The sequence below is a fragment of the Pseudomonas sp. 1 R 17 genome, assembly GCF_900067035.1.
Taxonomy (GTDB): domain Bacteria; phylum Pseudomonadota; class Gammaproteobacteria; order Pseudomonadales; family Pseudomonadaceae; genus Aquipseudomonas; species Aquipseudomonas marginalis.
Genome location: NZ_FKLB01000024.1, coordinates 14,272 through 31,852, shown reverse-complemented (window position 1 = coordinate 31,852; position 17,581 = coordinate 14,272). Strand labels below are relative to the sequence as shown.

Genomic DNA, 17,581 nt, shown 5'->3' with positions numbered 1-17,581 from the left:
TCTCGGAGCTTCATTCATGACCTTGCAGATCGGCTTTCTGTTGTTCCCCGGCATTCAGCAACTGGACCTGACCGGCCCCTACGACGTATTGGGTTCGCTGCCGGACGTGAAACTGCACCTGATATGGAAGGACCTGGCGCCGGTCACCTCCAGCACGGGCCTGGTGTTCACGCCGACCATGACCTATGCCGACTGCCCGACGCTGGATGTGATCTGCGTGCCCGGTGGTTCCGGCGTGGGCCCATTGATGGAAGACCCGCAGACCCTGGACTTCCTCAAGGCCCAGGCGCAGACCGCGCGCTACGTGACCTCGGTGTGCACCGGCTCGCTGGTGCTCGGCGCGGCGGGGTTGCTGCGCGGGCGCAAGGCGACGACGCACTGGGCCTACCACGACATGCTCGCCCCCCTCGGCGCCATCCCGGTACAGGAGCGCGTGGTGCGTGACGGCAACCTGTTCACCGGGGGTGGCATTACCGCCGGTATCGACTTTGCCCTGGTGCTGGCGGCGGAGTTGTACAGCGAAGCGGCGGCGCAACTGGTGCAGTTGCAGATTGAATACGCGCCAGCACCGCCGTTCGATTCGGGTCGCCCGGATACAGCGCCTGCGCATGTGCGGGAAGAAGCCAACAAACGCACCGCCGAATCGCGCAGGGTGCGCGGTGAAATCGTCGCGCGCGCAGCAGCACGGCTGGGCTGAGCCGGTACCTGTGGTGAGCGAGCTTGCTCGCGCTGGGGCGCGAAGCGGCCCCAAGCTTTGGAGGGGCTGCTGCGCAGCCCCGGCGCGAGCAAGCTCGCTCACCACAACAAGCTCGTTTGGCCACAGACCGCTTGCTCGCCGCACAATCCCTTCACCTCATGGGGTCAGGCTGGGCGCGACATCACCGCCAGGCGCACCGCCAACACGCTCAGCACCGTCGCCAAGCCCCATTTCTGTAGCCAGGCGGCTCTTGGGCGCCTGGCGAGGAAGCGGCTCAGCACCCCGCCGAATATGCCCAGCAGCAGGTGAAACACCCCAGCGATCAAAGTCAGCACGCCCCCCAACAGCATCAACTGCACGGCGATGGAGCCGGCCTGCGGCCGTACGAACTGCGGCAAAAACACCACAAAAAACAGCAACGCCTTGGGGTTGAGCAGGCTGTTGAGCATCGCCTGTAGAAACACCCGGCCAAGGGGCACACGGTGCAGGTGGGCAGTATCTGGCCCAGGTTTTTTCTGCAGCGTCTTGAACACCAGCCACAGCAGGTAGACCACACCCGCACAGCGGATCACGTCAAAGGATGGCGGCCAACTGGCGACCAACGCCGTTACCCCGCTGGCGGTCAATGCGCTCAGCAGTATGTCGGCGACACCGATGCCCAGGGCCGAGGCCACTCCCCCGCGCCAGCCGTGGGTGACGCCATGGCTGATCACAAAGGCCATGTTCGGCCCCGGGGATAACAGCAACAACAGCACAGCACCTGAAAAAACTGCCAGGGTCGCAAAGTCGATCATGCTCAAGCCGTCCACCGGGAAAAGCCTGCAGATTAGTGCGTGGGCCTGGGGCGAACAAAAAATTGTGCTGGATACATTGTTCATCGGCAATTGCGAATGGCCACGACCAGCGTCTAGAATGCGAAACATTATCAATTAAGACTGCTGCGCCAGGATGCCCATGTCGAGCGATCACCCACTGGACCATGCCGCTATCGGCCAGCTCTACCACACCCATCACTCCTGGCTGCGCGGCTGGTTGAGCCGGCGCACCGGTTGCCGTGAACGTGCCGCCGACCTGGCGCAGGAAACCTTTGTGCGCCTGCTCAACGCACGCAAACAGCAGGCCGTACTGCAGCCGCGCGCGTACCTGAGCAGCATCGCCCGCAGCTTGATGATCGACCAGTACCGGCGCCGCGAACTGGAGCGCGCCTACCTCGAAAGCCTTGCGCATTTCCCCCAGGCCGACGTGCCGTCGGAAGAAACCCGCCTGCTGATTCTCGACAGTCTGGAACGCATCGACCGCCTGCTCGACCAGCTCAAGCCGCGGGTGCGTGAAGCATTCCTGTTGGCGCAACTGGACGGCCTGACCTGTGCGCAGATCGCCCTGCGCCTCGGGGTGTCCAAGGCTACGGTGGAGCGTGACCTGTCCAAGGCGCTGCACGCCTGCTATCGGTTGCGCTATGCCGACCTCTGACCCGCGCCTGGTCGACCAGGCCATCCAGTGGATGATCAAGCTGCGCTTCAACGTCGCCGACGACGCGAGCACCGCTGCGTTCGAGCGCTGGCTGCACACCAGCGCCGAACACCAGCAGGTCTGGCAACGGGTGGCGACGATGAATGATGAGTTCAGCCACCTGCCCGCGCAGGTCGGCCGCCACGCCCTGCACGGGGCGCGTCGACGTATCAGCCGCCGTGAAGGGTTGAAGCTGCTCGGCCTGGTGGCCGGTACGGCCGGCCTGACCTGGTTCGGCCGCGACTACACCCCGCTGCCCGCCTTGATGGCCGACTACCGCACTGCCACCGGCGAACGGCGTTGGGTGGCGTTGAACGACGGCAGCCGCATCCAACTGAACAGCGCCAGCGCATTCGACGCGGTATTGACTCAGGAGCGGCGCCTGGTGCAGTTGCGCCAGGGTGAAATACTGGTCAATACCGGTGCCGACACGCGGCCCTTCTGGGTACAGACCCGTGACGGTTACCTGCGCGCCCTCGGCACGCGCTTCCTGGTGCGCGAAGACGCCCAAGGCACCATGCTCGCCGTGCAGCAGGGCACGGTGGCGGTGTTTGCCGACAACCACGCCGCCGGCGCGCGCCAAGTGATCAACCCCGGCGAACAGGTGCTGTTCGACCGCAGTGGCATTCGTTCTCTGGTCGCCAATGGCCTGGACCCTTGGGCCTGGAGCGAAGGCGTGATCAGCGCCCGGGACATGCGCCTGGATGCTTTCCTCGCCGAACTGGGCCGCTACCGCAACGGCCTGCTGCGCTGCAGCGAAGCGGTGGCCGGGTTGCGGGTGTCGGGCACTTATCAGTTGGACGACACCGATCAAGTGCTGGGCCTGGTAGCGCACTCACTCAAGCTCGATGTCACTTACCGCAGCCGCTACTGGGTGACCGTCACCGCCCGCGTTTAACATTCTCGAAAATAAATGAGGTGAATTCTCATTGCCGCTCGACCTGTAAGGAAAGGCCGATCAACAGGCCGGTTCTGTTCACTTCCTTCAGGAGCATCCCGCGGTCATGCAAGCGTTCCCCTCCCCACGTTCCCCCCTCAAGCACGCGGTGCACGCCGCCTTGCTCGGCGCCTGCCTGAGCTGCGCAGCCGCGCCGCCGTTCGCATGGGCCGAAACGCCGGCCAGCGACACCCAGGCCCGCGACTGGAACATTGCAGCCGGTTCCCTGGCCACGGCACTGGACCAGTTCGCCCGTCAGGCCGGCATCAGCCTGTCGTACGACGCCACCAGCGTCGCCGGCAAGACCAGCCCGGGCCTGAGTGGTCGCCTGGACCGCGAGCAGGCGCTCGACCGGTTGCTGCGTGGCCAGGGCCTGCACGCCCAGCGCCAGGGCAACAGTACCTGGCTGCTGTTGCCGCAAGTGGCCGACAGCGGCGCGCTGAACCTGGGCGCCACCACAGTCACTGGTGAGCGGTTGGGCGCCACCACCGATGGCACCGGGGCCTACACCACGGGCGCGGTGACGATCGGCAAGGGCGAACACAGCCTGCGGGAAACGCCGCAATCGGTGAGTGTGATGACCCGCCAATTGATGGATGACCAGAACCTCACCACCATCGATGACGTGATGGAACGCACGCCCGGGATCACCACCTACGAATCGCCCATGGGCGGCAAATATTTTTATTCCCGTGGTTTCAAGATGCTCGGCCAGTACCAGTACGATGGCGTGCCCCTGGACATGGGCAAGGACTACGTGCAGGCCGACAGCTTCAGCGCGAACATGGCGATCTACGACCGCGTCGAAGTGCTCAAGGGCGCGGCCGGCATGCTCAAGGGCGCCGGCACCGCCAGCGGCGCGGTGAACTTCGTGCGCAAACGGCCCCAGGCCAGGCCCACCACCAGCCTGTCGCTGTCCGCCGGCACCTGGGACAACTACCGCGCCGACGTCGACACCGGCGGCCCGCTGAATGACAGCGGTACGGTGCGCGGCCGCGCGGCGATCAGCCAACAGAATCGCGGTTCCTACATGGATATTTCCAAGCGCCAGGACCAGGCTTTCTATGGCGCCCTGGATGTCGATCTCAGCGCCGACACCACCCTGGGCTTCGGCGCCAGCCATGAAGACGTCGACGCCACACCGTGCTGGGGCGGCCTGCCGCGCTATGCCGACGGCAAAAGCGCCCACCTCAGCCGCTCCACCTGCCTGGGCCAATCCTGGAACGACTGGCAAAGCCGGCGCACCACCTTCTTCGCCGACCTCACCCACTCCTTCAACGATGACTGGAAACTCAAGGTTGCGGCCGTGCACAGCCGCAACCTGCAAGACACCAAATACGCCGCCAGCGAAGGCACCATTGCCTACGGCAACCCGACGCCTACGGCCAACTCCTATGCGGCGCTGATGGACTACGACCACAAGGACTTCGGTCTCGACGCCTATGTGGACGGCAAGTTCGAAGCCTTCGGGCTGGAACACGAACTGATCCTCGGTGCCAATGGCAGCCGTGGTACCCAGGACGATGTGTACGCGATCCAGAACCTGCCCAGGCGCCAGGGCATCTACCAACCCGACCACCATTTCCCGGAGCCGGCCAACAGCACTTTCTGGCCGAACATGTATCGCGGCGGCACGGTGAAGGAAACCGCGACCCAGTACGGCGCCTACACCACCTTGCGCCTGCGCCTGGCCGAGCCGTTGATGTTTATCGTAGGCAGCCGCGTGAGCTGGTACGAGAACCGTCGCCAGTCCAACAACCTGGCCTGGGGCGAGTGGGCCTTGCAGGATGCCCGCACCCGGGAAACCGGTGAAGTGACGCCGTTTGCCGCACTGATCTACGACCTCAACGAGCACCTGTCGGTGTACGCCAGCTACGCGGATATCTTCCAGCCGCAAAGTTCCTATGCCACGCTCAATGGCGCCGCGCTCAAGCCGAAGATCGGTGACAACTACGAGCTGGGTATCAAGGGCGAATGGTTCGACGGGCGCCTCAACAGCTCCCTGGCGCTGTTCCGCGCCGTCGAGAAAAACGCGGCCGAATCCGATTACATCGCCCAGTGCCCGACCTCCGCCGACGGCTATTGCTACACCGACAGCGGCAAGGTGCGCGCCCAGGGCGTGGAGGCGGAAATCAGCGGTGAAGTCCTCGAGCGCCTGCAGGTATCCGGCGGCTACACCTACACCCAGACCAAGTCCCTGAAGAACATCGATACCGCCCTGGAAGGCGGCACGTCCAACACCTACGTACCTCGACACATGCTGCGCATGTGGGGCGACTACCAGCTCGACGGCGCCCTGTCGAAATGGAGCGTGGGCACCGGCGTCAACGCCCAGAGCAGCAATTACCGCGTGCAGACCATCAAGCTCGAACAGGCCGGTTACGCAACCTGGAGTGCCCGTGTGGCGTACCGTATCGACGACACTTGGACCGTCGCACTCAACGGCAACAATCTGTTCGACAAAAGTTACTACAACACGGTGGGTACAGCCTCCTGGGGTAACTTTTATGGCGAGCCGCGAAATTTTACGGTGAGTTTGAAAGGCAACTTCTGATCTGGCGAAAGTCCCGCAGGCAGGGCACTTCGTGCGCCCTGCCAACCCCTCTTTGCCCCCCCTTCCTACCGCCTTTGAAAAAAGGTTTTTCCTTTATGCAGGAAAAATCCTGCATTTGTTTCTACACTCAAAAACACACCCAATCACCGCGTACCCGGACAAGGAATGTCAATAAAATGCCGAACAAAACACTGATAAACCTGTCTGCCCTGCCACCTCCGCACCATCGTCAATTCATTGACAAGTTGATTAAGGGAACACTCCTGTAGTCACTACCCCCGCAAATTCCCTTCAAATGGATAGCTGCATTTGAATTGATAGTTGCGTATTACCCAGAGTAGCCGTAGTTGGAAGTGCCCTCTAAAGCAGTTCGCTGCTTTATTGAACAAACATCCAAACAATAGCTCTGGCGTGCAATGAGGGATGTTTTATGCGAGAGAAGTCGTCCGTCGACAGCCTGTTTTTAACGCGCGCCGGTTTTGTTGAGTTCTTTGTTGTTTTCGTCAAGTTCATACATGGCCTGAGTGCCATTTTGCCCCCGTTGATCCTGGTGATGTTCATCGACCCGATGGACCCTGAACTGCGCGGGCACTTCCTCGGCCTGCTGGTATTTTTCGCGGTCCTGACGATCATTCTGTTCCAGGCCCTGGGCATCTATTCCGAAGAACTGTTCAGCAACCGACTGCGCCTGAAAACCAAGGTGAAGGCATGGTCGGCGGCGTTTTGCATCCTGTTGTTCATGTACCAGATCCTGCAGTTTTTCCCGCAATTGACCCCGCGTAACCTGGTGGCCTGGTACTTCGCCAGCCTCGGGTTGTTCTGCCTTGAGCGCCTGCTGATGCTGCGCCTGTACCGCAGCCTGATGCGCAAGGGCAAATACCTGCAACGTACGGTGATCCTGGGCTTTACCGACACCGCCATGCACGTCGCCGACCACCTGCAACGCAACGGTGATATCCGCTCCGGCCTGATCGGCTTTATCGACGATCGCACCGAGCGGATCCCCAAGGAATTGAGCAACCTGCCCCTGCTGGGCAACACCCGTGAGCTGGAAAAACTCATCCGCGCCGAGCAGGTCAACCAAGTGATGATCTGCCTGCCCTGGGCCGCCGAGCAGCGCATCCATGGGTTGGTCAACCGCCTGCGGCAGATGTCGGTGAACGTGATGCTGGTGCCCGACATGGCCGCGCTGCGCTACGGCCATAGCCGCATCACCGACGTGGGCGGGATCCTCATGTTCAACACCTCGCAATTGCCGTTGCGTGGCTGGTCGCCGGTGATCAAGCGCCTGGAGGACGTGCTGCTGGCCAGCCTGGCCCTGGTGGCGCTGTCCCCTGTGATGGTGGCGACGGCGATTGCGATCAAGCTCGACTCCAAAGGGCCGATCCTTTTTCGCCAGAACCGCTTTGGCTACAACGACAACGAAATCCGCGTGTTCAAGTTCCGCTCGATGTACACCGACCAGAGCGACTTCACCGCCGAACGCCAGACCACCCGCGCAGACCCGCGCATTACCCGGGTGGGGCGCATCATCCGCAAGACCAGCATCGACGAGCTGCCGCAGTTGTTCAACGTGCTGCTGGGCAACATGTCCATGGTCGGCCCGCGCCCCCATGCCACGGCGACCAAGGCCGCCGGCATACCCTTCGAAGTGGCGGTGAGCGAGTACAGCTCGCGCCACCGCGTGAAACCGGGGATCACCGGCTGGGCGCAGATCAACGGTTACCGGGGTGAGACCGACACCCTGTTCAAGATCCAGAAACGTGTCGAGTACGACCTGGAGTACATCTCCAAGTGGTCGGTGTGGTTTGACCTGTACATCGTTTTCATGACGGTCCCGGCCGTCCTTTCCACCAAGGAAGTCTATTGATGAAGACCCTCAACGGATTAATTCCCTGCATCGTTTCCGGTGGTTCGGGCACTCGACTGTGGCCGGTGTCGCGGCAGAACATGCCCAAGCCCTTCATGCGCATGCGCGATGGTCAGAGCCTGCTGCAAAAAACCTTCCTGCGCGCGGCCAAACTGCCCGGCGTGGAAAGCGTGCTCACGGTGACCAACCGCGACCTGTTGTTTCGTACCCTCGATGACTACCGCGGAGTGAACAACGCCCGCCTGCCCCTGGACCTGCTGCTGGAACCGTTCGGGCGCAACACGGCGGCGGCCATCGCCGTGGCGGCCCTGCATGTGCAGGAGCATTTCGGCGGCGACGCACAGTTGCTCGTGATGCCCGCCGACCACCTGATCCTCAATGAAGTGGCGTTCGCCGAGGCCGTGACCCAGGCCCGCGACCTGGCCGAAGCCGGCTACCTGGTGACGTTCGGCATCCAGCCCGACCACGCGGAAACCGGTTTTGGCTATATCGAGCAAGGCGAGGCGCTGAGCCAGGGCTACCGGGTCAAACGCTTCGTCGAGAAACCCGACCTGGCCACCGCCCAGGCCTATCTGGACGGCGGCAAGCACCTGTGGAACGCCGGCATGTTCTGCTTCAAGGCCAGCACCCTGGTGGATGAGCTCGCCACCCATGCACCTGACGTGCTGGAGGCCGCACGCGCCGCGCTGGAGCACAGCCAGAGCCTGCAGAACATAACCTCGCGTCAACGTGAACTGGATGCGGATGCGTTCGGCAGTGCGCCGGATATTTCCATCGACGTGGCCTTGATGGAAAAGTCCCGGCAAGTGGCCGTGGTGCCCTGTGACATTGGCTGGAGCGACATCGGGTCCTGGGAAGCGCTGCGCCAGCTCACCCCCAGCGATGCCCATGGTAACCAGGTCAATGGCGAAGCGATTTTGCATGACGTGCACAACTGCTACATCGACTCGCCCAAGCGCGTGTTGGGCGCCGTTGGGGTGCGCGACCTGATCATCGTCGACACCCCCGACGCGCTGCTGATCGCCGACGCCCACCGCAGCCAGGATGTGCGCTACATCGTCGCCGAGCTCAAGCGCCAGAATCATCCGGCGTACAGCCTGCACCGCACGGTGACCCGGCCGTGGGGCACCTACACCGTGCTGGAGGAAAGCAGTCGCTTCAAGATCAAGCGCATCGTGGTCAAGCCCCTGGCCTCGCTGTCGTTGCAGATGCACCACCACCGCAGCGAACACTGGGTGGTGGTCAGCGGCGCGGCACAGATCACCAATGGCGACCGCGAATTCCTGATCAACGCCAACGAGTCCACCTACATTCCCGCCGGGCACAAACACCGGCTGACCAACCCCGGCATCATCGACCTGGTGATGATCGAAGTGCAGAGCGGCGAGTACCTGGGCGAAGACGACATCGTGCGCTTCGACGACATCTACGGCCGCGCGCCTGCCGAGGCGAAAAAATGACATGCGCACTTCATTGATCATCCCCACCCGTAACGCCTCCAGCCACCTGGCACGCCTGCTGCCCGCGCTGAAGATGCAAACCCTGCAACCTGACGAGATGCTGGTGGTGGACAGCGCCTCCAGCGATGACACCGTGGCGCGCTTTCGAGCGTTCGGCGCGCGGGTCGAGGTGATCGACGCCCGTGACTTCAACCACGGCGGCACCCGCCGCTGGGCCAGCGAACAGGTGGGTGGCGACGCACTGATCGTGATGACCCAGGACGCCATCCCCGCCACCCCCGAGACCTTTGCCAACCTGCTCGATGAATTGCAGCAGGACCCGCTCAACGGCGTCGCCTACGGGCGGCAATTGCCCCATCCCGATGCGGGCGTGCTGGGCGCGCAATCGCGGCACTTCAACTACCCGGAACACAGCCGCAGCAAAAGCCTGGCCGATGCACCGGAGCTTGGGATCAAGACCTGCTTCAGCTCCGACTCGTTTTCGGTATACCGGCGCAGTGTGTTGCAGGCCGTCGGTGGCTTCCCTGCCGACGTGATCGGCAGCGAAGACGCCTTTGTGGCCGCACGCATGCTGCTCGACGGCTACAAGGTGCGCTACGCCGCCACCGCGCTGGTGCATCACTCCCACGATTACAAACTCATGGACGAGTTTCACCGCTACTTCGACATTGGCGTGTTCTACGGCCGCGAGCCGTGGATCAAGCAGGCCTTTGGCGACGCGGGTGGCGAGGGCAAACGCTATGTGCTGGCCGAACTCGCGGCGCTGCGCAAAGCCGGCGCCTTGCACCGCGTGCCCGAGGTGCTGGTGCGCAGCGTGTTCAAACTGCTCGGTTACCGCCTGGGCCATCTTGAACGCCGCCTGCCGCTCGCCCTCAAGCGGCGCATCAGCATGTTTCCCGGTTATTGGAGGTGAGCAGCATGACCCACAGGAAGTCCCCCTTGATGAAGCGAAGCGTGCTCGCCCTGGCCATGCTGGCCCTGGCCGCCTGCAACACCCCGGCGCGTATCGAGCCACCGGACAGCAAGACCGTCGAGGACGGCAAGCGCGCCCTCGACCAACTGGCCCAGCTGCCACCGGCGGTGGAACGCATCCGTATCGGCGACCAGTTGCGCATCGTCCGCGATGCCGGCGAGATGCCGACGCTGTCGGCGTTCAACGTCAGCACCATCTACGAGCTGACGCTGTACACGGTGCAGACCGACGGCAAGATCAACTACCCGTTCCTGGGGCCGATCCAGGTTGCCGGGCGCCAGCCATCGGAGCTGGCCACCCAGTTGACCCACGAGCTCGCGGCGACCTACCGCGAACCCCGGGTGACGGTGAACATCAACCAGGCGCCGAGCAACTCGGTGATCGTCGGCGGTGCGGTGAATAACCCCACGGCGGTGCAGATCGCCACGGCCAACACCCTGGAGCAGGCGATTGTCGGCGCCGGCGGGGTCAGCCCGGCGGGCAACGCGAGCATGGTCGCGCTGCTGCGCGAAGATGCCCAGGGCGCCTATCGTGCTTACTTCCTGGACTTCAGCCAGCTCCTCAAGACAGGCGCCAACGGACGCAAGCCGGTGCGCCTGCAACGCGGCGATGTGGTGTTCGTGCCCAAGTCCAACGTCGGCGAGCGCATCCAGGGCGTGGACACCTACATGAACCAACTGATCCCGTTCACCAAGTCCATCGGGGTCGGCTACAACTACACGCGAACCAGCGGCGGCAGCAATTAAAGGAGCGACATCCCATGATCGAGATCCGTTCTTTTCGTGATCTGCTACGCCTGTTCTTCATCTTCCGCCACGAGTTCAAACTGGCCGCCATTGCGGCGCTGGTGATCATTCTGCTGGGGGCTTTCCTGCTGCCGGCCAAGTACGAATCCACGGCGCGCCTGCTGGTCAAGCCGGGGCGTGATTCGACCTTGCCCATCGAGATCAGCAATCGCCAGGCGCTGGTGATGCCCAGCACCCAGCGCGACCCGATTGTCGACGAAGAGCGCCTGCTCACCGGGCGCCCGATTGTGCGAGCGGTGGCCGAGCACTACCTGGAAGTGATCAGTAACGCACCGCCACCGGAAGGCTTCTGGAAGCGCACCAAGTACTACGTCAAGAGTGGCATAGGCGCGGTGTTCGATGGCATCCGCGTGGTACTGGAAACTGTCGGCGTGGTGGAAAAAACCACGCCGGTGGAACGCCTGGCGGCGGGCCTGGAAAAGAACTTCGAGGTAAGCCACGCGGCCGGTTCCACGGTGATGGACATCACTTTTACCTGGGGCGACCCGGAGATAGCCCAGGCGGTGGTCAAGGATTGGGTCGAGACCTATGTCAACGAACGCACCCAGGCCCTGGGGCGCAAGAGCCTGTACGTCTTCTATGAAGGCCAGGTCGCCACCAGCGCCACCGAGATCCAGAGCTACAAGCAACAGATCCTCACGCACCTGAACCAGATCGGCGCGGCGAGCATCACCGATCGCCTGGAAGACTTGTCCGAGCGCATCAACGTACTGCGGGGCGAAACGTTCAACACCACGCGCCTGATCGCCTCCTCCGACAGCGCCATCCAGAGCACCCGCACCCAGCTCAAGAGCCAGCCCAAGGAAGTCACCACGGTGCGCCAGATCGCACTGAACCCCCAGCAGCAGGACCTGCGCCGCCTGCTGAACCAGAAGCTGCTGGAAAAGGCCGACATGATGCGCACCTACACGGACAACGCGCCGCCGGTCAAAGCCCTGGATGCATCGATCCGCGCAATGCAGGCCCATGTCGCGAGTGAAAGCAACACCGTGCAAAGCTCGGAAAACCGCGCGCCCAATACCCTGGAAATCCACTTGCAGCGAGTACTGCTGGATGAGTCGAGCAACAACCTCGCGCTGCGTACCCAACTGACACAACAACAGAAACAACTGGCCAACCTCGAAGCCCAGCGCAAGCAAGCCCTGGAGATCGAACCGGAACTGACACGCCTCGCCCGGGAGCTGGGCGCCGCCGAACGCAACTACGCGTTGTATGTGGACAACCTGGAAAAATCACGCATTGACCGCGAACTGGATAACAGCCAGATCAGCAACATCGCGGTGATCGAAGAGGCCACCCTGAACCCCGGCCGTATCTTCCCAAAAACCCTGGTGATGCTGGTGCTGGCGGTCCCATTCGCCCTCGTCGTCGGCCTGCTGGTGATCTACCTGTGCTACCTGCTCGACCAGCGCATCCACGATGGCGGCCTGGCGGAACGCAAGTTCGGCCTCCCGCTGTGGACCACCTTGCCCGAGCTGGACACCAGCACCGCCCAAAGCACCAACGCATTCAATGCGAGCATCTACCGGCTGTACGGGTTGCTGCAGTTGGAGCGCATCGCCGAGCAGGGCCTGACCCTGGGGCTGACCTCGGCACGGCACGGCGAAGGGGTGACCTTTGTGGTGGAACAACTGCGTCAGTTGCTGCAGGAAAACAGTATCAACGTGCGTGTGGGCGGCGCCGAACCGGCGGCGCCAGGTGAAGTGGTGCTGCTGGACGCCTCGGCGCTGCTGGATAACCGCGATGCGTTTATCAACCTGCGTCGGGCAGACCTGATCGGGCTGGTGGTGGAAGCGCAGAAGAGCACGGTGCCGGTGGTGGAGCACGCGCTGTCGATCCTCAACACCGCGTTCGGCAAGGTCGACGGCATCATCATCAACCGGCGCAAATTCGAAGTGCCGGCCAAGGTGCTGAAAACCATCGCCAAGTACCGGGGGGCGTTCTGATGCGCGTCGCCCTGCTCGCCCCGTTGCCACCGGAGAAAAATGGCATCGCCGACTACGCGAACCATTTCCGCACGGCACTGGAACAACTGGAGGTGACGGTGCTGACGCCGTTGGCCGGGGTGGCGGGCAACAGCGAGGCAATCAAACAGGCCATCGGTGGGTTCGACTGGCACAGCGTGGACCTGGTCCACGCCGAGCTGGGCGGTGGACGGCTGGGGGAGTTCCTGGCCCTGCGCGAATTGCGCAAGGCCTACCCGGCACTGCCCTTGACCGCCACGGTGCATGATCCGGAACGCATCGTCTGGCGGCGTGAGCGGTTGCCATTCCCGTTGAACCTGCTGGAGCGCTTGCCCAGCCCGATGCCACAGGCGGCAGTGGTGCTGGCGGATCCGCTGACCTTGCGTGAAGAGCGCCAGGTCGCCGCCGGGTTGACCCGTTTGATCACCCTCACCCGCCTGGGCGCCGAGTGCCTGGGCCAACGCATGCAACTGCCGACGGGGAAAGTCGCGGTGATCAACCATGCAAACCTGGCGATTCCATCGGCGCCGTTGCCGCCCCTGGATACGCTGCACCTGCTGTACTTCGGGTTTATATACCGGGGTAAAGGCATCGAAGACCTGTTAGAGGCCCTGGCCGGCGTGTTCAAGCAGGTCCCCGAATTGCGTGAGCGTGTGCGCCTGACCCTGGCCGGTGGCACCGCCGCCGAAATGGCGTTTGGCGCAGGCGGCAACTACCTGGAGCAGTTGAACCGCCAGATCGCTGAACTCGGCCTGGCGGATGCCATCGACTGGCGGCTGAACCTGCCGGCTGAAGAGATTGCCCAGACCATCCAGGCCCACCATGTGATGGTGCTGCCCTATCGCGAATCGAAAAAACTCGGCCTGCTCGGGCGCCAGCGCGGTACCAGTGGCGCGCTGTCCTGGGCTGCCGCCTGCGGGCGTGGGGCGATCACGTCTGACGCTCGTGCGTTTGCCGAGGAAGTCGCCAGCGGCAATGGCGCTATCTACCCCGAAGGCGATGTGGATGCCCTCAGCGAGCAACTGCTGCGCCTGGCACGCATGCCGCTGCTGGCCCGGGACTGGGCCGAACGCGCCGGCGAAATCGGCCGCGAACGCTTGTGGCCGTTGACCGCGCAGAAGTTCAAGGCGCTGTTTGAGCAAGCCATCGAGGGCAGCCGCCATGGCGCGTAAACGCACGTACGTCGCCACCCTGGTCGTGGTCGCCGCCTTGGGCCTGACCGCGTTTTTGTGGGGGCGCCAGGCCGATGCCGAGAGCCATGTGCTCAAGGGCAACAAAACCGTGGTGTGGAAGGATTTCCTCGGGGTGAACGCGCAGTTCCTGTGGTTCGCCCCTGAGCGCTATCAGAAGCAGATAGACCGTCTCAAGGCGCTGGGCCTGGAGTGGGTACGCCTGGATTTGCATTGGGACCAGCTGGAGCCGGTCCCAGGGCAATACCAGGTTGCGACGCTGGATCAGCTGGTGGGCAAACTGCAGGACAACCAGCTCAAGTCGGTGTTCTACCTGGTCGGGTCGGCGCCGTTCGCCACCACTGCGCCGGTGGGTGCGCCGTATCAGGACCAGTACCCGCCGAAAGACCCGAACGTGTTCGCCAACCGCATGGCGCTGTTGGCACAGCGATACCCCAGTGTCGACGCCTGGCAGGTGTGGAACGAACCGAACCTGCTGGGCTTCTGGCGCCCGGCAGCCGACCCGGCCGGCTACGCCGCACTGCTGACCACCACCGCCGCCGCGTTGCGCGCAATGAGCCCGAGCAAACCGGTGGTGGCCGCCGGCATGGCATTCTTCAGCGAAATGCCCAACGGCCAGAGCATGTTCGATGCCCTCGGCGCCCTGGGCGTGGCCAGCCTCAATACCGTCGTCTCGTACCACCCTTATACCCAATTGCCCGAAGGCAACGACCCGGCCAACCTGGACTTTATCGCCAGGACCACCGCGCTCAACCAGGCCCTGCGCAACGGCGGTGTGCAGACCCTGTGGAGCACCGAGTGGGGCTGGTCGACCTACACAGGTCCCAAAGACGCCCAGGACATCATCACCCCACAGGCCCAGGCCGATTACGTGGTGCGCCGCCTGGCGCTGATGAGTGCGCTGGATTACGACCGGATCTTCCTGTTTACCCTCAGTGATCTGGACCAGCGCGCCAGTGTGCGTGATCAGTCTTACGGTTTGCTCGACATCGACGCCAACCCCAAGCCGGTCTACACCGCGCTGAAAAATTTCCTCGACGTCAGCGGTCCGACGCTCACCCCCGGCGACCCGCCCAGCGCTGATCAGTTGCCCGACGGCCTGTTCAGCATCGGCTGGACCCGCGCCGACGGGCGCAAGCTATGGTTCTTCTGGGCGGCCGGGGGCGGCAACGCACACCTGCCCAACCTGGCCAGCGCCACCCTGTATGACCCGCTGCACGGTACGCAAACCCCGGTAAGTGGCACCCACGGGCTGACCGTCATGGTCAAGCCGAACCTGCAAATTCTGTTATGGGAGTGAGGCCCGCCATGCGCATTTTATGGATCCTGCCCTACTCGCCCTGGCCCGCCACCAGCGGCGGCAAGACCCGCCAGTTCCACCTGCTGCGCAGCCTGGCGGCGCGGGGGCATCGGCTCACCTTGCTGCTGCATGACAAGCATCCGGTGTCCCCTGCCGACCGCCAGGTGCTGGAAGCATTTGTCGAACAGTTGATCATCCTGCCGCGCCGGCCGTTGCGCAGCCTCAAGACCCTGGTGGCGGGGCTGTTTGCACCCTACCCGCTGCTGGCCAGCGTGAATGGGCTGGCGGGCGAGTTGCAGGACACCTTCAACTGGTTGCTGGGTGAGCAGTGGGACGTGGTGCAGATCGAGCACAGCTACAGTTTCCAGCCTTACGAAGATGCGCTGGCGCGTAAATCACAGCCCTTTGTGCTGACCGAACACAATGTGGAGTCGGCCCTGGGCGCGGCCACCTACGACCGTTTGCCGCGTTGGTCGCTGCCGTTCATTCGCTACGATCAATGGCGCTATGCCCGCTGGGAACGCCGGGTGATGCGCCAGGCCGCGCAGGTGGTGGCGGTCACTCAAAACGATGCGCACGTCCTGGAAAAAATCGCCGGCAAACCCGTACCGGTGGTGGTCAATGGCGTGGACTGCGATCACTTCGCCGCCGCCCATCCCGACCCGTCGACACGCCGCGTGCTGTTCCTCGGCAACTATGAATACGCGCCGAACGTGGACGCCATCGAATGGGCCCTGGATGAAATCCTGCCCAAAGTCTGGGCGCGCTGTGCGGATGCGCGCATGAGCGTGTGCGGCTTCGGCATGCCCGGCAGCTGGCGCGAGCGCTGGAAAGACCCGCGTATCGAGTGGCAAGGCTTCGTGCCCAACCTGCTCGACCTGCAATCGAGCTGTTCGGTGTTCCTGGCGCCGTTGCGCCACGGCGGCGGCTCCAAGCTCAAGGTGCTCGAAGCCCTGGCCGCCGGCCTGCCGCTGGCCAGCACCGAACAAGGCGTGTCGGGGCTGGACCTGGTGGAAGGCCTGGACTACCTCGGCGGGCAAAGCGCCGACGACCTGGCCGATGCCGTGGTGCGCCTGCTGCAATGCCCTGAAGCCGCCGCGCCCATGGGTGAGGCGGGCCGCGCCTACGTACGCCGCGCCCATGACTGGAGCGTCGCCGCCAGCCAATTGGAGCAGGTGTACGCCACCCTCGTGCCGCTGAGCCAGAGGGAGCCCGCATGCGTATAGGCCTGGATTACCGCACCGTCGGCACCTCGCCGCAATCGGGCATCAGCCGCCAGGTGTATGCACTGGAAAGCGCCCTGCACACCTTGCCGGGCATCGAGCTTGAACGGTTTACCGTGGCACCACTGGGCGATGAAACGCGCCTGCAGGCCCACTGCCCGGCGTGGGGCTGTGCCAAGACCGCCATGCACCAGCCGCAGAATCGTCTGCGCTTTGAGGCCGGTTTTCTGCCGCGCGCCTTGCGCGAGGAGCGTATCGACCTGTACATCAGCACCTTCAATATGGGCCTGCCCTTGCCGCCCAAACCGAAAGGCTTGCGCACGGTGGTGCTGCTGCATGACCTGTTCCAGATCACCCTGGACAACTACCATGCCAACCGCTTGAAGGCGCTGATCTACAAGACCAGCGATCGCCTGTCGATTGCCTACGCGGTGCACAGCGCCGACCGCGTGTGGACGCCGTCGCAGTACAGCGCCGATGAAACCGCGCGGCTGTTTCCCAAGGCGGTGGGCAAGATTCGTGTGCTGCCCAATCAGGTCGATGGCTTTGCCGGGCTGGTGGCGGACATGAGCCGGCATCAATTGCCCGAGCACTACTGGCTGCTGGTGGGCACCCGCGAGTTGCGCAAGAACGTGCCGTTTTTGGTGGACGCCTGGCAGCAGGCGCGGCGCCAATCCCCTTCGGTGCCGGAGTTGGTGCTGGTGGGCAGTTTGGAACACTTGCCCGAAGCCCAGCGCACATTGCCGGGGATTCGTGCGCTGAGCGGCGTGTCGGACGCCGAGTTGCAGGCGCTTTACCGCCAGGCGTCACGCCTGTGGCAGCCGTCCTATGCCGAAGGCTTTGGCCTGCCGGTGATCGAGGCCCTGAGCGTCGGTACGCCGGTGGCGGTGGCGAGCGGCACTTCGCTGGATGAAATCACCCCGCCGTCGGCCCCGCGCTTTTCGCCCATCGATGGCCCGGCGCTGGTGCAATTGATGCTCAGCCTGGGCGCGCGGCCGGATGAAGACTGCGCCGAGCAACGGCGCCTGTGGGCGCAACGTTTCAACCATCATGCCTATCGCCAGCGCCTGACCGAACTGATCGAGGAACTTCAGTGAG

Annotated in this window: 14 protein-coding genes; 13 read left to right on the top strand and 1 reads right to left on the bottom strand. The window is 63.6% G+C overall.

What is annotated here, in order from left to right:
* The first annotated feature begins 16 nt into the window (after positions 1–16).
* Positions 17–697, top strand: coding sequence for an isonitrile hydratase (inhA, locus tag BFP99_RS08090; RefSeq protein ID WP_065947053.1), 681 nt, complete (start codon positions 17–19; stop codon positions 695–697).
* A 164-nt stretch (positions 698–861) separates the two neighbouring features.
* On the opposite strand, the gene BFP99_RS08085 is transcribed toward inhA, so the two are convergent.
* Positions 862–1,491, bottom strand: coding sequence for a LysE family translocator (locus BFP99_RS08085; protein WP_065947081.1), 630 nt, complete (start codon positions 1,489–1,491; stop codon positions 862–864).
* A gap of 160 nt (positions 1,492–1,651) precedes the next feature.
* On the opposite strand from BFP99_RS08085, the gene BFP99_RS08080 reads away from it, so the two are divergent.
* The 12 genes from BFP99_RS08080 to BFP99_RS08025 all read left to right on the top strand — a co-directional run bounded on the left by BFP99_RS08080 (position 1,652) and on the right by BFP99_RS08025 (position 17,580).
* On the top strand, positions 1,652–2,167 hold the full coding sequence (locus tag BFP99_RS08080; protein ID WP_053132260.1) for a sigma-70 family RNA polymerase sigma factor: 516 nt from the start codon (positions 1,652–1,654) through the stop codon (positions 2,165–2,167).
* Entirely contained in the window at positions 2,154–3,104 is a 951-nt protein-coding gene (locus BFP99_RS08075; RefSeq protein WP_065926907.1) for a FecR domain-containing protein, read from the top strand. The genes BFP99_RS08080 and BFP99_RS08075 overlap by 14 nt, the downstream gene beginning before the upstream one ends.
* Positions 3,105–3,210: 106 nt before the next feature.
* A complete protein-coding gene (locus BFP99_RS08070) occupies positions 3,211–5,697 on the top strand; it encodes a TonB-dependent siderophore receptor (protein WP_065947052.1) in 2,487 nt (828 codons plus the stop codon).
* 430 nt (positions 5,698–6,127) lie between these two features.
* A complete protein-coding gene (locus BFP99_RS08065; RefSeq protein WP_065926905.1) occupies positions 6,128–7,567 on the top strand; it encodes an undecaprenyl-phosphate glucose phosphotransferase in 1,440 nt (479 codons plus the stop codon).
* Positions 7,567–9,027, top strand: a complete 1,461-nt coding sequence (locus tag BFP99_RS08060; protein ID WP_065947051.1) for a mannose-1-phosphate guanylyltransferase/mannose-6-phosphate isomerase — start codon at positions 7,567–7,569, stop codon at positions 9,025–9,027. Before BFP99_RS08065 ends, BFP99_RS08060 begins: the two co-directional genes overlap by 1 nt.
* Position 9,028: 1 nt before the next feature.
* Positions 9,029–9,940, top strand: coding sequence for a glycosyltransferase family 2 protein (locus BFP99_RS08055; protein WP_065926903.1), 912 nt, complete (start codon positions 9,029–9,031; stop codon positions 9,938–9,940).
* A gap of 29 nt (positions 9,941–9,969) precedes the next feature.
* Complete coding sequence (locus BFP99_RS08050) at positions 9,970–10,746, top strand: polysaccharide biosynthesis/export family protein (RefSeq protein WP_027603103.1); 777 nt, start codon at positions 9,970–9,972, stop codon at positions 10,744–10,746.
* A 14-nt stretch (positions 10,747–10,760) separates the two neighbouring features.
* Complete coding sequence (locus BFP99_RS08045; RefSeq protein ID WP_065947050.1) at positions 10,761–12,752, top strand: GumC family protein; 1,992 nt, start codon at positions 10,761–10,763, stop codon at positions 12,750–12,752.
* On the top strand, positions 12,752–13,942 hold the full coding sequence (locus tag BFP99_RS08040) for a glycosyltransferase (RefSeq protein ID WP_065947049.1): 1,191 nt from the start codon (positions 12,752–12,754) through the stop codon (positions 13,940–13,942). The genes BFP99_RS08045 and BFP99_RS08040 overlap by 1 nt, the downstream gene beginning before the upstream one ends.
* Complete coding sequence (locus tag BFP99_RS08035; RefSeq protein ID WP_065947048.1) at positions 13,932–15,260, top strand: GH39 family glycosyl hydrolase; 1,329 nt, start codon at positions 13,932–13,934, stop codon at positions 15,258–15,260. The genes BFP99_RS08040 and BFP99_RS08035 overlap by 11 nt, the downstream gene beginning before the upstream one ends.
* A gap of 8 nt (positions 15,261–15,268) precedes the next feature.
* A complete protein-coding gene (locus BFP99_RS08030) occupies positions 15,269–16,486 on the top strand; it encodes a glycosyltransferase family 4 protein (RefSeq protein ID WP_065947047.1) in 1,218 nt (405 codons plus the stop codon).
* Complete coding sequence (locus BFP99_RS08025; RefSeq protein ID WP_065926897.1) at positions 16,477–17,580, top strand: glycosyltransferase family 4 protein; 1,104 nt, start codon at positions 16,477–16,479, stop codon at positions 17,578–17,580. The genes BFP99_RS08030 and BFP99_RS08025 overlap by 10 nt, the downstream gene beginning before the upstream one ends.
* The last annotated feature ends 1 nt before the right edge of the window (position 17,581 follow it).